General features: G+C 39.4%; 17 protein-coding genes, 3 tRNA genes and 1 rRNA gene. 10 read left to right on the forward strand and 11 right to left on the reverse strand.

Annotation, left to right across the window (positions count from 1 at the left end; all coding sequences use genetic code 11):
• Positions 1–11: 11 nt before the first annotated feature.
• The 4 genes from O5636_RS08620 to psbB all read right to left on the reverse strand — a co-directional run bounded on the left by O5636_RS08620 (position 12) and on the right by psbB (position 3,561).
• Positions 12–1,118 (reverse strand): 30S ribosomal protein S1, encoded by a 1,107-nt coding sequence (locus O5636_RS08620; RefSeq protein WP_269622389.1) that lies wholly within the window; start codon positions 1,116–1,118, stop codon positions 12–14.
• A gap of 100 nt (positions 1,119–1,218) precedes the next feature.
• Positions 1,219–1,692 (reverse strand): transcriptional regulator NrdR, encoded by a 474-nt coding sequence (nrdR, locus tag O5636_RS08625; protein ID WP_269622390.1) that lies wholly within the window; start codon positions 1,690–1,692, stop codon positions 1,219–1,221.
• Between the two features lie 186 nt (positions 1,693–1,878).
• On the reverse strand, positions 1,879–1,977 hold the full coding sequence (locus O5636_RS08630) for a photosystem II reaction center protein T (RefSeq protein WP_269622391.1): 99 nt from the start codon (positions 1,975–1,977) through the stop codon (positions 1,879–1,881).
• A 30-nt stretch (positions 1,978–2,007) separates the two neighbouring features.
• Complete coding sequence (psbB, locus tag O5636_RS08635) at positions 2,008–3,561, reverse strand: photosystem II chlorophyll-binding protein CP47 (RefSeq protein ID WP_269622392.1); 1,554 nt, start codon at positions 3,559–3,561, stop codon at positions 2,008–2,010.
• Positions 3,562–3,802: 241 nt separating this feature from the next.
• On the opposite strand from psbB, the gene O5636_RS08640 reads away from it, so the two are divergent.
• The 5 genes from O5636_RS08640 (at position 3,803) to O5636_RS08660 (ending at position 6,525) form a co-directional block, all read left to right on the forward strand.
• A complete protein-coding gene (locus O5636_RS08640) occupies positions 3,803–4,165 on the forward strand; it encodes a 2Fe-2S iron-sulfur cluster-binding protein (RefSeq protein ID WP_269623578.1) in 363 nt (120 codons plus the stop codon).
• Between the two features lie 141 nt (positions 4,166–4,306).
• Complete coding sequence (gene psbM / locus O5636_RS08645) at positions 4,307–4,459, forward strand: photosystem II reaction center protein PsbM (RefSeq protein WP_269622394.1); 153 nt, start codon at positions 4,307–4,309, stop codon at positions 4,457–4,459.
• Positions 4,460–4,586: 127 nt separating this feature from the next.
• Positions 4,587–5,033, forward strand: coding sequence for an acyl-CoA thioesterase (locus O5636_RS08650; protein WP_269622395.1), 447 nt, complete (start codon positions 4,587–4,589; stop codon positions 5,031–5,033).
• Positions 5,034–5,037: 4 nt separating this feature from the next.
• Entirely contained in the window at positions 5,038–5,919 is an 882-nt protein-coding gene (gene prmC / locus O5636_RS08655; protein ID WP_269622396.1) for a peptide chain release factor N(5)-glutamine methyltransferase, read from the forward strand.
• 15 nt (positions 5,920–5,934) lie between these two features.
• Complete coding sequence (locus O5636_RS08660) at positions 5,935–6,525, forward strand: L-threonylcarbamoyladenylate synthase (protein ID WP_269622397.1); 591 nt, start codon at positions 5,935–5,937, stop codon at positions 6,523–6,525.
• A gap of 187 nt (positions 6,526–6,712) precedes the next feature.
• On the opposite strand, the gene O5636_RS08665 is transcribed toward O5636_RS08660, so the two are convergent.
• From O5636_RS08665 to ctpZ, 6 genes are all read right to left on the reverse strand, one after another.
• Positions 6,713–6,784: transfer RNA gene (locus O5636_RS08665), tRNA-Thr, on the reverse strand.
• Positions 6,785–6,859: 75 nt separating this feature from the next.
• Entirely contained in the window at positions 6,860–7,201 is a 342-nt protein-coding gene (gene minE, locus O5636_RS08670; RefSeq protein WP_269623579.1) for a cell division topological specificity factor MinE, read from the reverse strand.
• On the reverse strand, positions 7,202–8,017 hold the full coding sequence (gene minD / locus O5636_RS08675) for a septum site-determining protein MinD (protein WP_269622398.1): 816 nt from the start codon (positions 8,015–8,017) through the stop codon (positions 7,202–7,204).
• Between the two features lie 130 nt (positions 8,018–8,147).
• Complete coding sequence (gene minC / locus O5636_RS08680) at positions 8,148–8,828, reverse strand: septum site-determining protein MinC (protein WP_269622399.1); 681 nt, start codon at positions 8,826–8,828, stop codon at positions 8,148–8,150.
• Between the two features lie 15 nt (positions 8,829–8,843).
• Positions 8,844–10,109, reverse strand: a complete 1,266-nt coding sequence (locus O5636_RS08685) for an HD domain-containing protein (RefSeq protein WP_269622400.1) — start codon at positions 10,107–10,109, stop codon at positions 8,844–8,846.
• 6 nt (positions 10,110–10,115) lie between these two features.
• Positions 10,116–11,426 (reverse strand): carboxyl-terminal processing protease CtpZ, encoded by a 1,311-nt coding sequence (ctpZ, locus tag O5636_RS08690; protein ID WP_269622401.1) that lies wholly within the window; start codon positions 11,424–11,426, stop codon positions 10,116–10,118.
• A 76-nt stretch (positions 11,427–11,502) separates the two neighbouring features.
• Here ctpZ and petB point away from each other — a divergent pair, with 76 nt between their 5' ends.
• Positions 11,503–12,159 carry a cytochrome b6 gene (gene petB / locus O5636_RS08695; RefSeq protein ID WP_269622403.1) on the forward strand — a complete coding sequence of 219 codons (657 nt, stop codon included), beginning with the start codon at positions 11,503–11,505 and terminating at the stop codon, positions 12,157–12,159.
• A gap of 83 nt (positions 12,160–12,242) precedes the next feature.
• Entirely contained in the window at positions 12,243–12,725 is a 483-nt protein-coding gene (gene petD / locus O5636_RS08700) for a cytochrome b6-f complex subunit IV (RefSeq protein WP_269622404.1), read from the forward strand.
• Positions 12,726–12,760: 35 nt separating this feature from the next.
• Here petD and O5636_RS08705 read toward each other — a convergent pair whose 3' ends face one another.
• Positions 12,761–14,206 (reverse strand): glycoside hydrolase 100 family protein, encoded by a 1,446-nt coding sequence (locus O5636_RS08705; protein ID WP_269622406.1) that lies wholly within the window; start codon positions 14,204–14,206, stop codon positions 12,761–12,763.
• A gap of 696 nt (positions 14,207–14,902) precedes the next feature.
• Here O5636_RS08705 and O5636_RS08710 point away from each other — a divergent pair.
• From O5636_RS08710 to O5636_RS08720, 3 genes are all read left to right on the forward strand, one after another.
• Positions 14,903–16,387, forward strand: a 16S ribosomal RNA gene (locus O5636_RS08710).
• A 176-nt stretch (positions 16,388–16,563) separates the two neighbouring features.
• Positions 16,564–16,637: transfer RNA gene (locus O5636_RS08715), tRNA-Ile, on the forward strand.
• A 9-nt stretch (positions 16,638–16,646) separates the two neighbouring features.
• A tRNA-Ala gene (locus O5636_RS08720) sits at positions 16,647–16,719 on the forward strand.
• Positions 16,720–16,952 lie beyond the last annotated feature (233 nt).

The raw sequence follows: 16,952 nt of genomic DNA on the forward strand, positions 1-16,952 counted from the left end.
AAATAATTAGATTAAATCTCCATTGAAGCAATAGGATTATCTCCTTCTTCTGCCTGTTCGAGAAGCATTTCTTTATATTTTGCGGCCATCTCTTCTGCTTTATCAAATACTTTTTGAGGATCAGTCAGCATATCACCTGGTTCAGGTTCTAATGCTTTTGTTGAAAGCGAAATTCTACCCCTTTCAGCATCTAGATCTATTATCATAACTTTCATTTGATCATTTACATTCAATACAGAATGAGGTGTCTCAATATGTTCATGGCTGATCTCTGAAATATGCAGTAGTCCGCTAACTCCTCCTATATCTATAAATGCTCCATATGGCTTGATTCCACGTACAGCTCCCACTACAACCTCTCCTACTTCTAAACGGTTCATCTTTCTTTCAACTAAGGCTCTTCTATGGCTAAGAACCAATCTGTTTCTTTCTTCATCAACTTCTAAAAATTTAAGAGGCAAATATTCAGCTACAAGTTCTTCTTTGGCTTTTCTTGTACTTATATGAGACCCGGGAATAAAACCTCGTAACCCTTCTACTCTTACAAGAGCACCTCCTCTATTTGTTGCAAACACTTCAGAGTAAATTGTTGCATCTTCTTTTTGAAGTTGCCTTACCCGTTCCCATGCTCTTTGATATTCAATACGTCGAATAGATAAAGATAGCTGACCATCTTCATTTTCTTCGCTCATTATAAAAAACTGTCTGATCTCAGATGGTTGTAATACATCGCTGAGCCCTTCAACACGATTAATCGAAACTTCTTGCATAGGCATAAAGGCAGCGGTTTTTGCCCCTATATCAATCATTGCTCCTTTTGTTTCTAATGCAAAGACAGTTCCATTAACGATGTCTCCTGGCTTGAAGTTGTAATCATATTTTCCTAATAATGAATCAAATTCTTCAAGGGAAAATCCAGCTCCATCAAAATCATATTTTTTGACTCTGCTATTTGGATCATCTGCGGAAGGAATTTCTTCTGCTTGGAAAGATTCTTCTTGAGAAGATTCTTTTTCAGGAAGCGAAGAGTTTGTTTCTTTTGATTCTGCACCTGAACTGTCGCTCTCAGTGGTTTCTATTTCTACTTCTGGAACAGGTGGAGAAGAGTTTTCAGACATGTTTTTCAGACAGTATGCCTTTTAGGCAATGCGAAAAATTTTAACTTTTAGGCCTGCCAACCTAAAAGTTAAAGATACCCAACACTCTACACCTCAGCTATTAGGTTATTGTTGCAAACTTCTTTGAAGGTTTAAAACTCTCCAAAGTATCAATAAAATCATTAATCCCATTAAATTGACGATATACGGAAGCGAAACGAATATAAGCAACCTCATTAATCTCTTTTAATTGAAAAAGTATCATTTCTCCTAAATCTGAACTGCTTATCTCTTTTAAATTCCTCTGTTGAAGTTGAGTTTCGATTTCATCTACAATTAGTTCAATTTTTTGTGAGCTAATTGCCGTTTTTTCGCAAGCTCTTGTAAGTCCATTAAGGAGCTTACTTCTGCAAAATATTTCTTTTGCATGACTTCGTTTTATTACACTAATTGGAACAGTTTCTACCCTTTCATAGGTAGTAAAACGGAAATCACAATTAAGACATTCTCTTCGTCTTCTAACGCATTTCCCTGCATCTGCAGAACGTGATTCGAGGACTCGGCTGTCAGTGTTTTGGCAAGAGGGGCATTGCATACTGCCCTATAGATAAATTGAATTTAACTAACTTTAAGCATTCTTTCGAATTATGAGAAGGGCTAATGTAATTTAATTCTTCAAAAATATCTAAATTCCTTTATTAACAGGCTGAAGAGCGATTAATAATTTTTCATGTAAATAAAAAAAATCCCCACTTTTTAAGTGGGGATTTTGAGGTGACAGTTATTTTTTGTCAAACTTCGGGGGATCGCGGAATGCGACTGCGAAGAATAATGTCACTACTGCCAAAGTGAGAATGAGGACGTAGGAGAAGGCTTCCATGGGTTAGATAATGCTAAAGATTCCTTGCGTTTATGCACGCCCAGGTACACGGCGAGTACTTTCGTCTCCAAGTTTCTTGAAGAGACCGAATTCGACCTGATCACCAATATCTGGATCAACACCAGTAAAGGTATCACGGTATAGAGTCCGGGCAGCATGCCACCAATGACCAAATAAGTAGAGCAGTCCGAAACATGCATGAGCATATGTGAACCAAGCTCTTGGTGAGCTTCTAAAGACACCGTCTGACTTGTAGCGTTCTCTATCAAACTTAAATGATTCTCCTAGTTGAGCTTTACGTGCTAAACGCTTAACCACAACTGGATCAGAGAATGTTTGTCCATTCAACTCACCGCCATAAACGGTTGCAGTAATGCCAGTTTGTTCAAATGAGTACTTGGCTTCTGCACGACGGAATGGAATGTCAGCGCGAACATTACCGTCTTTGTCTTCAAGAATTACAGGGAAGTTCTCGAAGAAGTTTGGCATCCTTCTAACATCAAGGTCATTACCTTCTTTATCTTGGAAGGAAACATGTCCTTGCCAGCCAGTAGGAACACCATCACCATTAACCAATGCACCTGCTCTGAAGAGACCGCCTTTGGCAGGGCTATTCCCTACATAGTCATAGAAAGCTAGTTTTTCAGGAATAGCTGAATAAGCTTCTTCTTTACTAGCACCATCAGCTATGGCAGCTTCAACTCTTCTGTTGATTTCAGTTTTGAAATAATTTGAGTCCCATTGGTATCTGGTTGGTCCAAACAACTCAATTGGAGTTGTGGCTGACCCATACCACATAGTTCCAGAGACTACAAAAGAGACAAAAAGAACTGCTGCTAAAGCACTAGCTAGAACTCCTTCAAGACTTCCCATCCTGAGGTTTCTATATAGCCTTTCTCCAGGTCTATTTGTGATATGGAATACACCACCAATTATTCCTATAAGACCAGCACCAATATGGTTGGCGACTATCCCCCCTTCATTAAAGGGGTTGAAGCCGGCAGCTCCCCAAACTGGTGCAACTTTCTCGACATGTCCAGAAAGTCCATATGGGTCAGAGACCCACATTCCTACAGAAGATAGTGATACCCCAAAACCGAAGCAAGCAAGTCCTGCAAGTAAAAGGTGTATACCAAAAATTCTAGGAAGGTCTAATGCTGGCTCTCCTGTTCGGGAGTCTTCCCAGAGTTCCAGATCCCAGTAAGTCCAATGCCAGATGGCTGCCAGCATTAATAGACCGCTGAAGATAATATGACCTGCTGCGACGCCTTCAAAAGTTGAATAAGGAAGAGCTTTTCCCCAGAACCCTAATGAATCGAAGTCGAATGATCCGACACCACCAGTTAGGTCCCAACCATTCCAGCTACTTGTTACGCCTAAGCGGGCCATAAATGGCATGACATACATGCCTTGGCGCCACATAGGATTCAAGACTGGATCGCTAGGATCAAATATGGCCAATTCATATAGGGCCATGGAGCCGGCCCAGCCGGCTAGCAAAGCTGTGTGCATGAGGTGCACGGCCAGAAGTCGGCCAGGATCGTTGATTACGACTGTGTGCACCCGATACCAGGGCAATCCCATGGGTTAAGTTTCGAGTAACGAAGCTGCTTAATGCAGCTAGACCCGTTGATCGTAAAGGTTCTTCGAACTAAGACGGGGCTGGTTGTGTTCAGCTGAAACGACTGTTGATATTCCAGAAACTTTTTAAAAGGTATTTAAAGGGGTGAAAAATCAGTCTAAATGTTCTTTTTGCCAGTTATTTCGCCACGTTTGGCAGTATGACCAGTCAAAATTGAATACTACAATTGTTACTTTTGCAACCATGCCTTTTATTCGTTTTGTTAGAGAAGAAAGAGATGTTAAGTGTCTAAAAGGAGCAAATCTTCGCGAAGTTGCCTTAAAAGAGGGACTTGAACTTTATGGTTTTAAAGGGAGTATTGGAAATTGCGGAGGGTGTGGACAGTGTATTACCTGCTTTGTTGCTATTGAAGGTGGAGATAAAAACTCTCTTTCTCCTCTAACAGAGGTTGAAAAAATAAAACTTAGGAATAGGCCTTCTAATTGGCGATTGGCTTGTCAATGCCTTGTCAATTCTTCTTTGGTTGTTCTTACTAAGCCTCAAGCCCCTCCAGCTAATTGTCAAAATTTGGTTCAAGAAGCTTTATCTAAGGTTCTTCCAAAATGATTTGGGCTATTTGCAACTAAAAATTTAAAAATACATGCTTTCTCGTTACAAGATCTCATTTTGCAAGCTCTTTACGTTTGAGATGTGTCTTCTGCCTTTATAGTTGAATCAATTAATTTGATTTAGCGGCTTCTTGAGTTCATGGAAACCACAAATTTCGGTTTTATTATCAGCTTGCTTTTCGTTGGAGTTCCAACGATTTTCCTAGTAGGACTATATATCTCCACAAGTGACGGAGAAAAATCAAGCTTTTTCTCAGATTCAGGTAAAGGAAAGCTAGGACCTAAGGCTTAGTTTTTAAAACCTCATCCAGAAGTTTTTCAATAGAAGCTCTTTTTTCCTTAGAGCTTCTATCTCTTTATGTGATTTGGTTCCAAAACTTTTCAAGCTTAGGACTCTTTTCAGAAGAGGTTTATAGGGTATGGATGAAAAAAATGAGATAAAACCTTGGGTGCTTCAAAAAGTTGTATTACCTCAGCACACAGACCATGCAGGAGTTATGTGGCATGGCTCATATTTGATGTGGCTTGAAGAGGCACGAGTTCAAGCTCTTTCTAAGGTTGGGTTAAGTTATGGGGATTTGTCCTTGCAAGGGTATGAAATGCCAGTAGTGGACTTAAGAGTTAAATATATTTCTCCACTTTTGCATGGTGATAATGTTCTACTTAAAAGTTGGATCTATCAAGGCAAAGGACCCCGATGGAGATGGGAAACTCATCTTTCCAAGGATTCTGAAAAATCTGCTGCGATAGCCGTTGTTGATCTTGTTATTCTTAGAAGAGATAATTCAGGTGATCATTTATTGAGAAAAGGACCAAATCATATTTCCAAAGCACTTATTGCTTTGCAGGCTGGGTCAACTTTTTAGAGAAATGCCTTTAGACACATTTTATTCCTCAAAACAAATCTTGAATTGGAGAAGAGATCAGTTATTAAAAGGAGGTAGAGCTGTAGATCTTGATTGGTTGTTAGATATAGGAGGAGGACTAGGTTGGAGTACAGTCCAAAAGATAAAAATTTTTCAAAATACTAGTCATAAGCTTGATTTTTCACTTGATGAGCTTGCTTTGCTTTGGACTAAACATTTAAATGATCACACTCCACTTCAGTATCTTTTGGGGAGGTGTCCATGGAGAGATTTTGAGTTAGAAGTAAACTCTTCTGCTTTGATACCTCGCCAAGAAACAGAACTTTTGGTCGATATAGCTTTAAATAAAGCTCTATCCTTAGGTAATAATTTTTCAAGATGGGCAGATCTAGGTACAGGCTCAGGTGCACTTGCAGTTGCTTTAGGAAGATCTTTGCCTGACTCGTATGGCCATGCAGTTGATTGCAGTAAAGATGCGCTTGAGCTGGCTAAAAAAAATATAAAAGGATTAGTAATGAATGCTGAGATTCTTTTGCACTTAGGTTATTGGTGGGAGCCTTTAAGATCCTGGTGGGGTGAATTTGATTTGGTTGTTGCAAATCCTCCTTATATTAGTAATGCAAAATTGCAAGATCTTGATTTAGTGGTTAGAGATCATGAACCACATTTGGCACTTTCTGGAGGCAAGGATGGCATGAACTCTTTACGCGAAATTGTTCAAGGAGCTATGAAAGGCCTCCGGAAGGGAGGATGGTTGTTATTGGAACATGATTTTGACCAAAGTGATTCGATTCTGGAACTTTTAAGGAATGAAGGTTTAGATAAAGTTAATTTTGAAAATGATCTTGAAGGTGTTCGTCGGTTTGCATTGGCTAGGCATCCTTAATTCGATAGTTTTGTAATGGATAAACCTTTTACACAATCAAACGAATTACTTTTTTTTCTGGAAAAAGGTTCAGCTGTTGTTTTCCCCACTGACACATTGCCTGCGTTGGCAACTTTGCCTAAGAATGCTTCCAGATTATGGGAAATCAAAAAACGCCCTCTCAATAAGCCTTTAATTCTTATGGGGGCATCAGAAGAAGATTTATTTGAGGCTGTTTTGCCAAATGCATTAGAAGATGCCTCTCGAATGAGTTCGATTTATTGGCCAGGCTCTCTAACTATGGTTCTGCCTTCTTTTGGTGAAAATCTTCAACAACTTAATTTATCGGGCAGTTCTATAGGCATGAGAATTCCTGCATGCGATTTAGCAATAGACTTTCTAAAAAAAAGCGGACCTTTAGCTACCACAAGTGCAAATTTTTCAGGACAATGCCCTTCTGTTGAACCCTTAGAAGTTGCAAAGTGTTTTCCTGAATTACCTTTTTTAGGCCCTATCCCTTGGCCATCCCAGTCAGGAGAAGCCAGCACTGTTATTGAGTGGAAGTCATCAGGTGTTTGGAGTTTATTGAGAAAAGGTGCTGTCCTACCTATAGAGTTATATCAATAATGGGTTGGCTTTTTTTATTAGTTTTAATTCTCCAGGCTTTCTTTCATTGGATTTTAAATCCTTTCATAGTTGCTAGTACTGGTTTCTTTGAGCTTAGAAGCTTGGGGATATTAATTTTATTTTTATTGGTTTGGTTATTCTCAGGCAAAGATACTTTCAAAATTTCTAAAGGCTCTAGATGATTTTATGCCGGCTAACAGATTTGAACTGATGACCTTCGCTTTACAAAAGCGCTGCTCTACCGCTGAGCTAAGCCGGCATGTTTTTATAGATTAGTTGAATGAGGAATGATTTCCAAATAATTAGTACGAGGATAAAAAATTAGTATTTAGCATCAGCTTTCAATAGAGGCTTGGTTGGGGACTTCTTCTGATGTCTCAGTAGATTGTTTTTCTTTCATTTTTATTTCTCCTGTTAGGGTTCTTTTGATAGGTAAATTTGCTACTAATGCAGTCATTCTATCTTCTGTTTCCAGGCTTACTGCCCCACCATCCATATCTATCTCTACATATTTAGCAACTACCTTTAGAATTTCTTCTCTCATTTGATCAAGAAGATCTGGACTAAGATCAGATCTGTCATGAGCAAGTACTAATTGAAGCCTTTCCCTAGCTTTTGCGGCACTTGCAGGTTGTCGCCCAAATAATTTGTTGAGGATGTCTCTTAAGGTCATGATTTAAAAAATTTTTGTTTGCATCAAACGACGGAACTTGTCTCGAAATCCAGTTCCTTCTTTAGAAGGATCTATCAATGGGATTTGTTCCCCTTTAAGCCTTCCTGCAATATTGGAATAGCATCTTGCTGCTGGAGATTGACTGCCACTAAGTGTTAAAGGTTCTCCTCTATTGGTACTAACAATCACTTGCTCGTCTTCTAGTACAAGTCCTAGTAGTGGAAGTGCCAATATATCCGTTACATCATCAATGGATAACATTTCTTGATTTTCCATCATTTTGGGACGAACCCTATTTAAAACCAATTGAATTGGTTTGATTCCATTTGTATTTAATAAACCAATAACCCTATCAGCATCTCTAACTGCTGAGACTTCAGGATTGGTTACTACAATGGCTTCTTTTGATGCTGCCACAGCATTCTTAAAACCATCTTCCACTCCTGCAGGACAATCAATTAGAACATAATCAAATTTGCTGCTGAGCATTTCCACTATTTTTTTCATGTCTTCTGGGGTAAGCCAATCCAACATCCTTGGATTTCCAGCAGGCAAAAGAGACAAATTTGGTTCTTGTTTATGTCGAACTAAAGCCTGATCTAGCCTGCAATTTTCTTCTAAAACCTCTTGAGCTGTATAGACAATACGGTTTTCTAGCCCTAGTAATAAATCTAAATTACGCAAGCCAAAATCAGCGTCTAAAACAGCAGTTGGGGAACCTTGCCTTGCTAGAGAAATGCCTAGATTGGCCGTAAGAGTTGTTTTGCCAACCCCTCCTTTGCCTGAGCAAATAAGAATCACTCTTGTATCTGATTCCACGGACTACTTCGAAGTTGAATAATATTAATTGGATTTCCTCTAATATCAATAATCAGAAAAATAGATTTTGAAATTAATTTTTGATAAGTTCATTACTTTTAAGTTGTAGTAAGCCTTCTCAGTAAAGCGTTTATCTTTTTGCTAATGAGGTTCTTGCTGGTTTAATAACAATTCTTCCATCTTCTAGGCTTGCTTCTTCAGCTAAACCTTCTTCCGGCTTTTCCTCAGGCCCACGAGCAATGGTATTGGCAATTCTTAATTGAACTGGACGAAGTTCTAATGCAGAAATTGTGGAGTTGATATTCCCATTTTTTCCTGCATGAGCTATCCCTAGTAGCCTGCCCCAAATCAAGATATCTCCACCAGCCGTCACGATTGCACCTGGATTGATATCGCCAAGTACAAGAAGATCATTTATTGCTTCTATAGATTGGCCAGACCTTAGTGTGCCTTGGTGAAAAAAAACTTCTCGAGTCTTTTCTTGATTGGTTGTGTAGAAATCATTTCCTTCTGGATTTACAGGTTGATTGTTTTTATTAACTTTAAGGTCTAAGGTTGCTTTTATTCCTAATGAGGAAGAACTAATAATAGTTTCAATCACTGTAGACTTTATAGAATCAATTTTAATTTTTTTTCTTTCACACATCATTTGAATTTCCATTATATCTTTACAATTTAAATAACAATTATTGCAATCAATTTCTAAATAAACTGACTCAAGAGTCTTTAAATTTGTATAAAGATATAAGCGCCAATCTAGTTTTGATGAGGTTGGAAAAATTATTTTTTGATATGAAGAAGAATTCGTCATGCTAATTTTCTTAGTTTATAAATTTCTTTGAAACTTTCTGAATCCTACTAAAAGTTTTTCTACTTTACTGTGAATTGATTTAGGGTAAATAAGCCATGCATTATTAGAAGGGCTTATTAATTTTTCTATTAGTAATGACTTTTGTTCTATTGCATTGAGATTTTCACCATCCCATATTCTTAAGCCACTTTTATAAGGGTGATAGCCCAGGAAATTATTATGTCTAAGGCCGCAGCTTAAGTTCGGATCAAGGCCATGAGCTTCTGAAAAAGACCTTATTTTTGAAAGGATGATCAACTGGTCTTCATTGTTAAAATCTTCAATATTTACAGCTTTTGATAGTCTTCTATGAATAAAATTTTTGCAAAGTGATTTAAGTGGCTCGGGTGATTCTTTCTCCCATTTCATTATATGATAATTCGTTCTTATATCATCATTTTCTAAGAATGTTTGAAGGTCCATATTACTTGAATTCCATAACCATTCTGCTAAGCATTTGTCTGACCAAATTTTATTAGGGCCTAGTTTTTTTGCCGTTTTAATAATCTTTTCAAGCAACCAATTGCAAACCTCATTTAAACGGTGATTGTAAACACTTCTGTACATTAAATTTCTAACCACTAAATAATGTTCTACAGCTAATATTCCTTTTGGATTAATTGCAAGATCACCATCTGGAGCAATTGTTAATGCAGATAATATTCTTTCTAAATCAATTTGACCATAATTGATACCACAACTATGACTATCTCTCATTAGATAATCAAGTCGATCGCAATCTAATTGGCTGCTAACTAATGTTTTAATTAATTTACACTCAACTTCATTGCCTTGGATTAGGTTGGCAGTGTCATGACTTAGTGAACTTTGTAGATTATTTAGTATCAATCCAATCTCCTTATGATTTCTTATTATTTGCCCTGACCAGTGTTCATGCTTTAAATCAAACATTTCTTCACTGGTGTGACTTAATGGACCATGTCCAATATCATGTAAAAGAGATGATGCATATAAGAGCCCACGATATTTAATTAATTCTGGATTTATTTTTATTAATCGGGTTAATGCTATTCGTGCAATGTGAAATACTCCAAGTGAATGCGTGAACCTGCTTGATTCTGCCCCGTGAAAAGTTAACGAGGCTGGACCAAGTTGCTTTATTCTTCTAAGTCTTTGGAATGGCTCTGAATCAATCAAATTTATAACCATTGCTTCTTCCGGGATTTTCTCATCGAGCGTTATCCCCTTGTGTAGAGGGTCGTAATAAGTCCTTGATGCCATTAAATTTTATAAATCAGATAGTTCCGAATCAATTGGCTCGGTATTTTCAGATTTCTCTGTTTGATTTTCTTCAATGCTTTGCAGATCAAGATTGGCTTCCATAAAAAGCTCAGCATCTTGCAACCATCTATCTTCTGTCCCTCCAGGATTAAGAGGTTCCGGTATCTCTAGATATCTATCAGGTTCAATTCCTAAGTTTTGAATGTCTCTGCCAGATGGAGTTAAATAGCTTGCAACTGTAACGGCAAGACCACTGCCATCACTAAGGTTAGTAAGAGTTTGGATTAAGCCTTTCCCAAAGGTTTTATGTCCTAAGAGCAGAGACCTTTTGTTGTCTTGTAGTGCACCAGCAAGTATTTCACTGGCACTTGCTGTACCTCCATTTACTAGAGTTACTAAAGGGCCATCATAAAGAGTTTCTTTATTAGAAGGAATAGGATCATTTATTTGATTGCGGTTTTTAGTTTCTACAATTGGCTGTTCACTTAAGAAAGCATTAGCTACTGCAAGACCAGAGCTGACTAACCCTCCTGAATTATTTCGTAAATCTAAGACGATGCCTTCGACTTCTTTTTCAGAAAGTTCTTGCAAAGCTTCTTTCACTTGTTCAGGGACTGCTTCACTGAATTGAGTGATTCTTAAATATCCAAGCGTATGGTTTTCATTTCTTATTCTTCGAGTTCTAACTGGTCTTAAGTCAACACTTCTTCTCTCAAGGACAATTTCCTTTTCTTCTTGTTGTGGTGTTTGGATCTCTATTAAAACTTTTGAGCCTGTTTCCCCGCGAAGTTTTGATGCTGTTGCTTCTAACCCAAGCCTTTTGGGAGATTCGCCATCTACTTTAAGTAAAATTGATCCACTAACTATTTCTGCATCAAATGCAGGTGATCCTTCTAAAGGAGATATAACAATGATTTCACCGTCTTCATTTCTTGCCCCTAGTTGTAATCCGACTCCATTAATTTCACTACCAATATTGCTTCCTTTCATTGATTGAAAATCATTAGGTCTTAAAAGCCTGGTATATGGATCTCCTAGAGGCTGAAGCATTGTTTCGATTGCAGAATATGCTTCATCAGATGTTGTAATTGGTTTTTCAAGAGCTTGTTGTCTTAATCGTTTCCATTGAACTTCATCAAACTTTTGAGGATTAAGAAATCCTTCATTGACAATATTCCAAGTTTCTAAAACCAGTTGCTGCCCATCGTTTAGGGCAAGCACAGGCTCTGAGAATATTGAGAAGAGCAACCCAAAACTGATTATGACAATCAAAAACTGCCGAAAAATTTTTGAACAGGTTTTTACATTTGGAAGCATTGGATTAATCAATTACACGAACCATGAGGCACATTCAGTAGAGTGTTGTTATTAAATTATCAAGTTTTTTCGATAAATGGCGAACTCCTCACCTGTCTACGACTGGTTCCAGGAACGACTTGAAATCCAAGACATTGCTGATGATGTCACTTCAAAATACGTACCTCCCCACGTAAACATCTTTTATTGTCTTGGAGGAATCACACTTGTCTGCTTCTTGATTCAATTCGCAACGGGTTTTGCGATGACTTTTTACTATAAGCCAACAGTTACAGAGGCTTATAACTCAGTCAGTTATTTGATGACTGATGTCAGTTTTGGTTGGCTTATTAGATCAGTTCATCGTTGGAGTGCCTCCATGATGGTTCTTATGCTTATTTTGCATGTTTTTAGGGTGTATTTAACAGGAGGGTTTAAAAGGCCAAGAGAACTTACATGGGTAACGGGTGTGGTTATGGCAGTTATTACTGTTGCGTTTGGTGTCACTGGATATTCTCTTCCTTGGGATCAAGTTGGTTATTGGGCTGTGAAGATTGTTTCGGGTGTTCCCGCTGCAATACCAGTTGTTGGAGATTTTATGGTCGAATTACTTCGTGGGGGAGAGAGTGTTGGCCAAACTACTCTCACTCGTTTTTACAGCCTTCATACATTCGTACTCCCATGGACGCTTGCTGTTTTCATGCTTATGCACTTTCTTATGATTAGAAAACAGGGGATCTCAGGACCATTGTGATTTATGATTTTCTTTTATTTTGAAATAGGTTTTACTCATTTCAAATTTTCTTAAATCATTTTTTATACATATTTTTTTCAGTTATGACCACTCTTAAAAAACCAGATTTATCAGATCCAAAGCTGAGAGCAAAACTTTCCAAAGGTATGGGGCACAATTATTACGGTGAACCAGCTTGGCCAAATGATCTTTTATATATTTTCCCAGTTGTCATTCTTGGAACAATTGCATGTGTAGTAGGTCTTGCTGTTTTGGACCCTGCTTTTTTAGGAGATAAGGCTAATCCTTTCGCAACACCTTTAGAAATTCTTCCTGAGTGGTACCTATATCCTGTGTTCCAAATCCTTAGAGTTGTTCCTAATAAACTTTTGGGAATAGCACTTCAGACTCTTATTCCTCTTGGATTAATGCTTATTCCATTTATTGAAAATGTAAATAAGTTTTCTAATCCTTTTAGGAGACCTGTAGCAATGGGCTTTTTCTTGTTCGGTACTGCTTTGACAATTTATTTAGGCATAGGAGCTTGTTTGCCAATTGATAAATCCTTAACTTTAGGCCTTTTCTAAAAAACCTTAACGTTAGTGTAATTGACTACTTTGATTTAATTATTTAAATCAAGCATTGATACGTCTTTTGGAGAAACCTTCAAGAAATGGTGCATGAGTAAGAATCCAACAATTGTCCATGTTTGATAAGTTCTTGATTGTTGACCTACCCATGTTCCTGTAGGGCCATCAAAATATTCTGCCCATTTTTGTCTAGGCAGTTGATTGAGATGACTCCAATAACATTCTTCTAATAGAGATCGCATTTGCCCCATTAGCAAGACGTCTGCTTTTGGATATCTTTGTTCATGTAATAGAATTGACGCACCAAAAAACCAAAGAATGCTAGGCCAATGACCTCCATTGTGGTAACTCCAGGGCCAATTTTTAGGGTCTGATCCAGTTTTATTTTGCCATTCTTCTATTTCCATAGGAGGATGGCATATCCTCATTGGCATTTGGGCCATTAAGTGTTCTCGATTATGAAGAACTAATCTAAATAGGGCTCTTTGTTGAGGCGCTGTGAGGACACCAAACATGCAAGCAAGAGAATTGCCAAGACTATAAAAACGGAAATCAGGTCTTCCAGTTCGAATATTTCCAATTAAATATCCCCCTCTATTTTCCAACCAATCTTGAAGCCATGAAGGAACAATCTGAGGTTGAACATTAAATTCGTTTTGATGTTGATCTTCTCCATATTGTTCTGTGGGTCTTCTTCTTAGGACTTGCATAGTTTTACTCGTTACCCAGTAATGCTTCAGAAGAAATTGGCGCAGATCATGAACCCATTGCCTTGTTAAAAGAAGTCTTTGGTCTAATAATCTGCTTATTTGATTTTTACTGCTTAGATCCATTAGTTCTACACAACTACTTAATGAGGCATAAAGAAGAACTTCTACTTCTAAAGGTGCTCCCCATACATCCATAGGACGATCAATCATAAACGAGCAATCTGGGACAAATAAAACAGGGGTCCCCTCGAAAGTCGGGTGCAAAACAAGATCTAGCAGAAGCTGAATTCCTCGTTGTACTTTTTGGCTGATTCCAAAGGTTGTATCCTTGCTTTTTCTTACATAAAGCCAACATAATATTGGCCACCATAAGCTTGCATCAGCAGAGGTAATTCTTCCGATTGATCTTTGCCCATAGTCTGCAATTAATTCGTTGTTTTCTTCAACAAAGCTTGTTGGGAAAACCCCTCTGGTTTGATAACTAGTGCTTTGAAGGTCAAGGCAGACAGTTAAGAATTTTTTGACTATGTCATATCTTTTTTGGGTGAGTAGATAAATCATCACGGGAACGTTATCCCTTAAAAAAATTTCTCCGTAATTCAATGCATCATTATTGGCAGGGTGTTCAAGAGCTGCCACACTTCCTGCTAACTGACCATCAATTCTGATTAGAGAACGTTCAAAGTGTTCCTTAGCTCTTTTGATAACCGCTTCTTCGTTAGAGTTAGGACGCACTCTTTGGCGTTGTTGGCTAAATCGTTCTGGCATTTATGTGTGTTTTGATGCAATTCCCAAAAGCTTGTTATGACAAGCTGTCTCTATCATAGGAAATAAAAACAATCTCATCTAGATGCTGTTTCTATATTTCTATGTTGCCTTTAGAGAGGTTTGTAGTCTAAAATTGAGGACTGGGTGTGAATTAGGCTAAAACCTGATTTAAGGCTCTTTTAACAAGGTAGGTTTATCCAGCCTTTGTTAGTAAGCCCTTACATCAAATGTGGAGCAATCCATCTGCTGATGTAGGTTCCTAAGAGTGATCTTCTTGGTCACAAAGCCAAGACTCTTTGATAAAGAGTCAAGGCAGAACCTGGACAATTAAAAAGTTTAGGAACTGACGCTTTTGTCGCGTTCATTTTGTTCTTATGAACGGAAATGAATGAAAATGCGATAGAAGTGTGAGGTCCCGTCAAAAGAAATTAATTGCATAAGCCTTTTGCAAATTAAATGGGTCTGGAATTCACGTTCATTCTCATGCAATTATTGATATTAGGTTTAGGCAATGACCGGATCTGAGATCTCGGAAAGTCACAAGAAAATATTCTTAGTGCACTCTTTGAACCCTTAAAAAAATTAAGGTGGCTAAATCTACTTTTTCAGTACGCCAGTGTTGAAATTAGTGGTATAAGCAAGTCAGACAGAGTTGAAACACTTATTTATTAGGGTTTTAGCAATAGGGTTTGATCTACAACGGAGAGTTTGATCCTGGCTCAGGATGAACGCTGGCGGCGTGCTTAACACATGCAAGTCGAACGAACCTTCGGGTTAGTGGCGGACGGGTGAGTAACGCGTGGGAATCTGCCCTCAGGAGGGGGATAACGGTTGGAAACGACCGCTAATACCCCATATGCCGAGAGGTGAAATGAATTTCGCCTGAGGATGAGCCCGCGTCTGATTAGCTTGTTGGTGAGGTAAAGGCTCACCAAGGCTTCGATCAGTAGCTGGTCTGAGAGGATGATCAGCCACACTGGGACTGAGACACGGCCCAGACTCCTACGGGAGGCAGCAGTGGGGAATTTTCCGCAATGGGCGAAAGCCTGACGGAGCAACGCCGCGTGAGGGATGAAGGCCTCTGGGCTGTAAACCTCTTTTCTCAAGGAAGAAGATATGACGGTACTTGAGGAATAAGCCACGGCTAATTCCGTGCCAGCAGCCGCGGTAATACGGGAGTGGCAAGCGTTATCCGGAATTATTGGGCGTAAAGCGTCCGCAGGCGGCCTTTCAAGTCTGCTGTAAAAACGTGGAGCTTAACTCCATCATCGCAGTGGAAACTGTTGGGCTTGAGTGTGGTAGGGGCAGAGGGAATTCCCGGTGTAGCGGTGAAATGCGTAGATATCGGGAAGAACACCAGTGGCGAAGGCGCTCTGCTGGGCCATAACTGACGCTCATGGACGAAAGCCAGGGGAGCGAAAGGGATTAGATACCCCTGTAGTCCTGGCCGTAAACGATGAACACTAGGTGTCGGGGGAATCGACCCCCTCGGTGTCGTAGCTAACGCGTTAAGTGTTCCGCCTGGGGAGTACGCACGCAAGTGTGAAACTCAAAGGAATTGACGGGGGCCCGCACAAGCGGTGGAGTATGTGGTTTAATTCGATGCAACGCGAAGAACCTTACCAGGATTTGACATCCTGCGAACCTCTTAGAAATTTGAGGGTGCCTTCGGGAACGCAGTGACAGGTGGTGCATGGCTGTCGTCAGCTCGTGTCGTGAGATGTTGGGTTAAGTCCCGCAACGAGCGCAACCCACGTTTTTAGTTGCCAGCATTTAGTTGGGCACTCTAGAAAGACCGCCGGTGATAAACCGGAGGAAGGTGTGGATGACGTCAAGTCATCATGCCCCTTACATCCTGGGCTACACACGTACTACAATGCTACGGACAAAGGGCAGCAAACTCGCGAGAGCAAGCAAATCCCATAAACCGTGGCTCAGTTCAGATCGTAGGCTGCAACTCGCCTACGTGAAGCAGGAATCGCTAGTAATCGCAGGTCAGCATACTGCGGTGAATACGTTCCCGGGCCTTGTACACACCGCCCGTCACACCATGGAAGTTGGCCACGCCCGAAGTCGTTACTCCAACCCTTGTGGAGGAGGACGCCGAAGGTGGGGCTAATGACTGGGGTGAAGTCGTAACAAGGTAGCCGTACCGGAAGGTGCGGCTGGATCACCTCCTAACAGGGAGACAAATAGTTGATTATGATGTCTAAATAATTATTTTAGGCCTTAATCCTGTCACCTTAGGTCGATCGGTACCTCAGATTGATTCTAAAATAAGATGATTAATCACTTTTATTTTGTTATTAATTTTAGTTCCTAAACTTGTCTAGGTCACACCTAACAAACTTTCTCCTGGGCTATTAGCTCAGGCGGTTAGAGCGCACCCCTGATAAGGGTGAGGTCCCTGGTTCAAGTCCAGGATGGCCCATTCGTTGTTGGGGGTATAGCTCAGTTGGTAGAGCGCCTGCTTTGCAAGCAGGATGTCAGCGGTTCGAGTCCGCTTACCTCCACTGATCAACTGCCTGATAACTGATTTAATGGAGATAACTTTGTTTTGATTGATCTAGAATTTGTTCAACTGAATTGACCCTAGCTTCCTATCATTCCTCTATTTAATTAAATAGGCTGATAAGACGCTGGGCTCACTGGTATTTGATAAATACCAGTTGTATTCAGCAGAACCTTGACAACTGCATAGATTTAAGTCTGGAAAGAATAAAGCATCTCATAGATGCATGAAATT

Source organism: Prochlorococcus marinus str. MIT 0918 (assembly GCF_027359415.1).
In the GTDB taxonomy this organism is placed as follows: Bacteria; Cyanobacteriota; Cyanobacteriia; order PCC-6307; family Cyanobiaceae; genus Prochlorococcus_E; species Prochlorococcus_E marinus_C.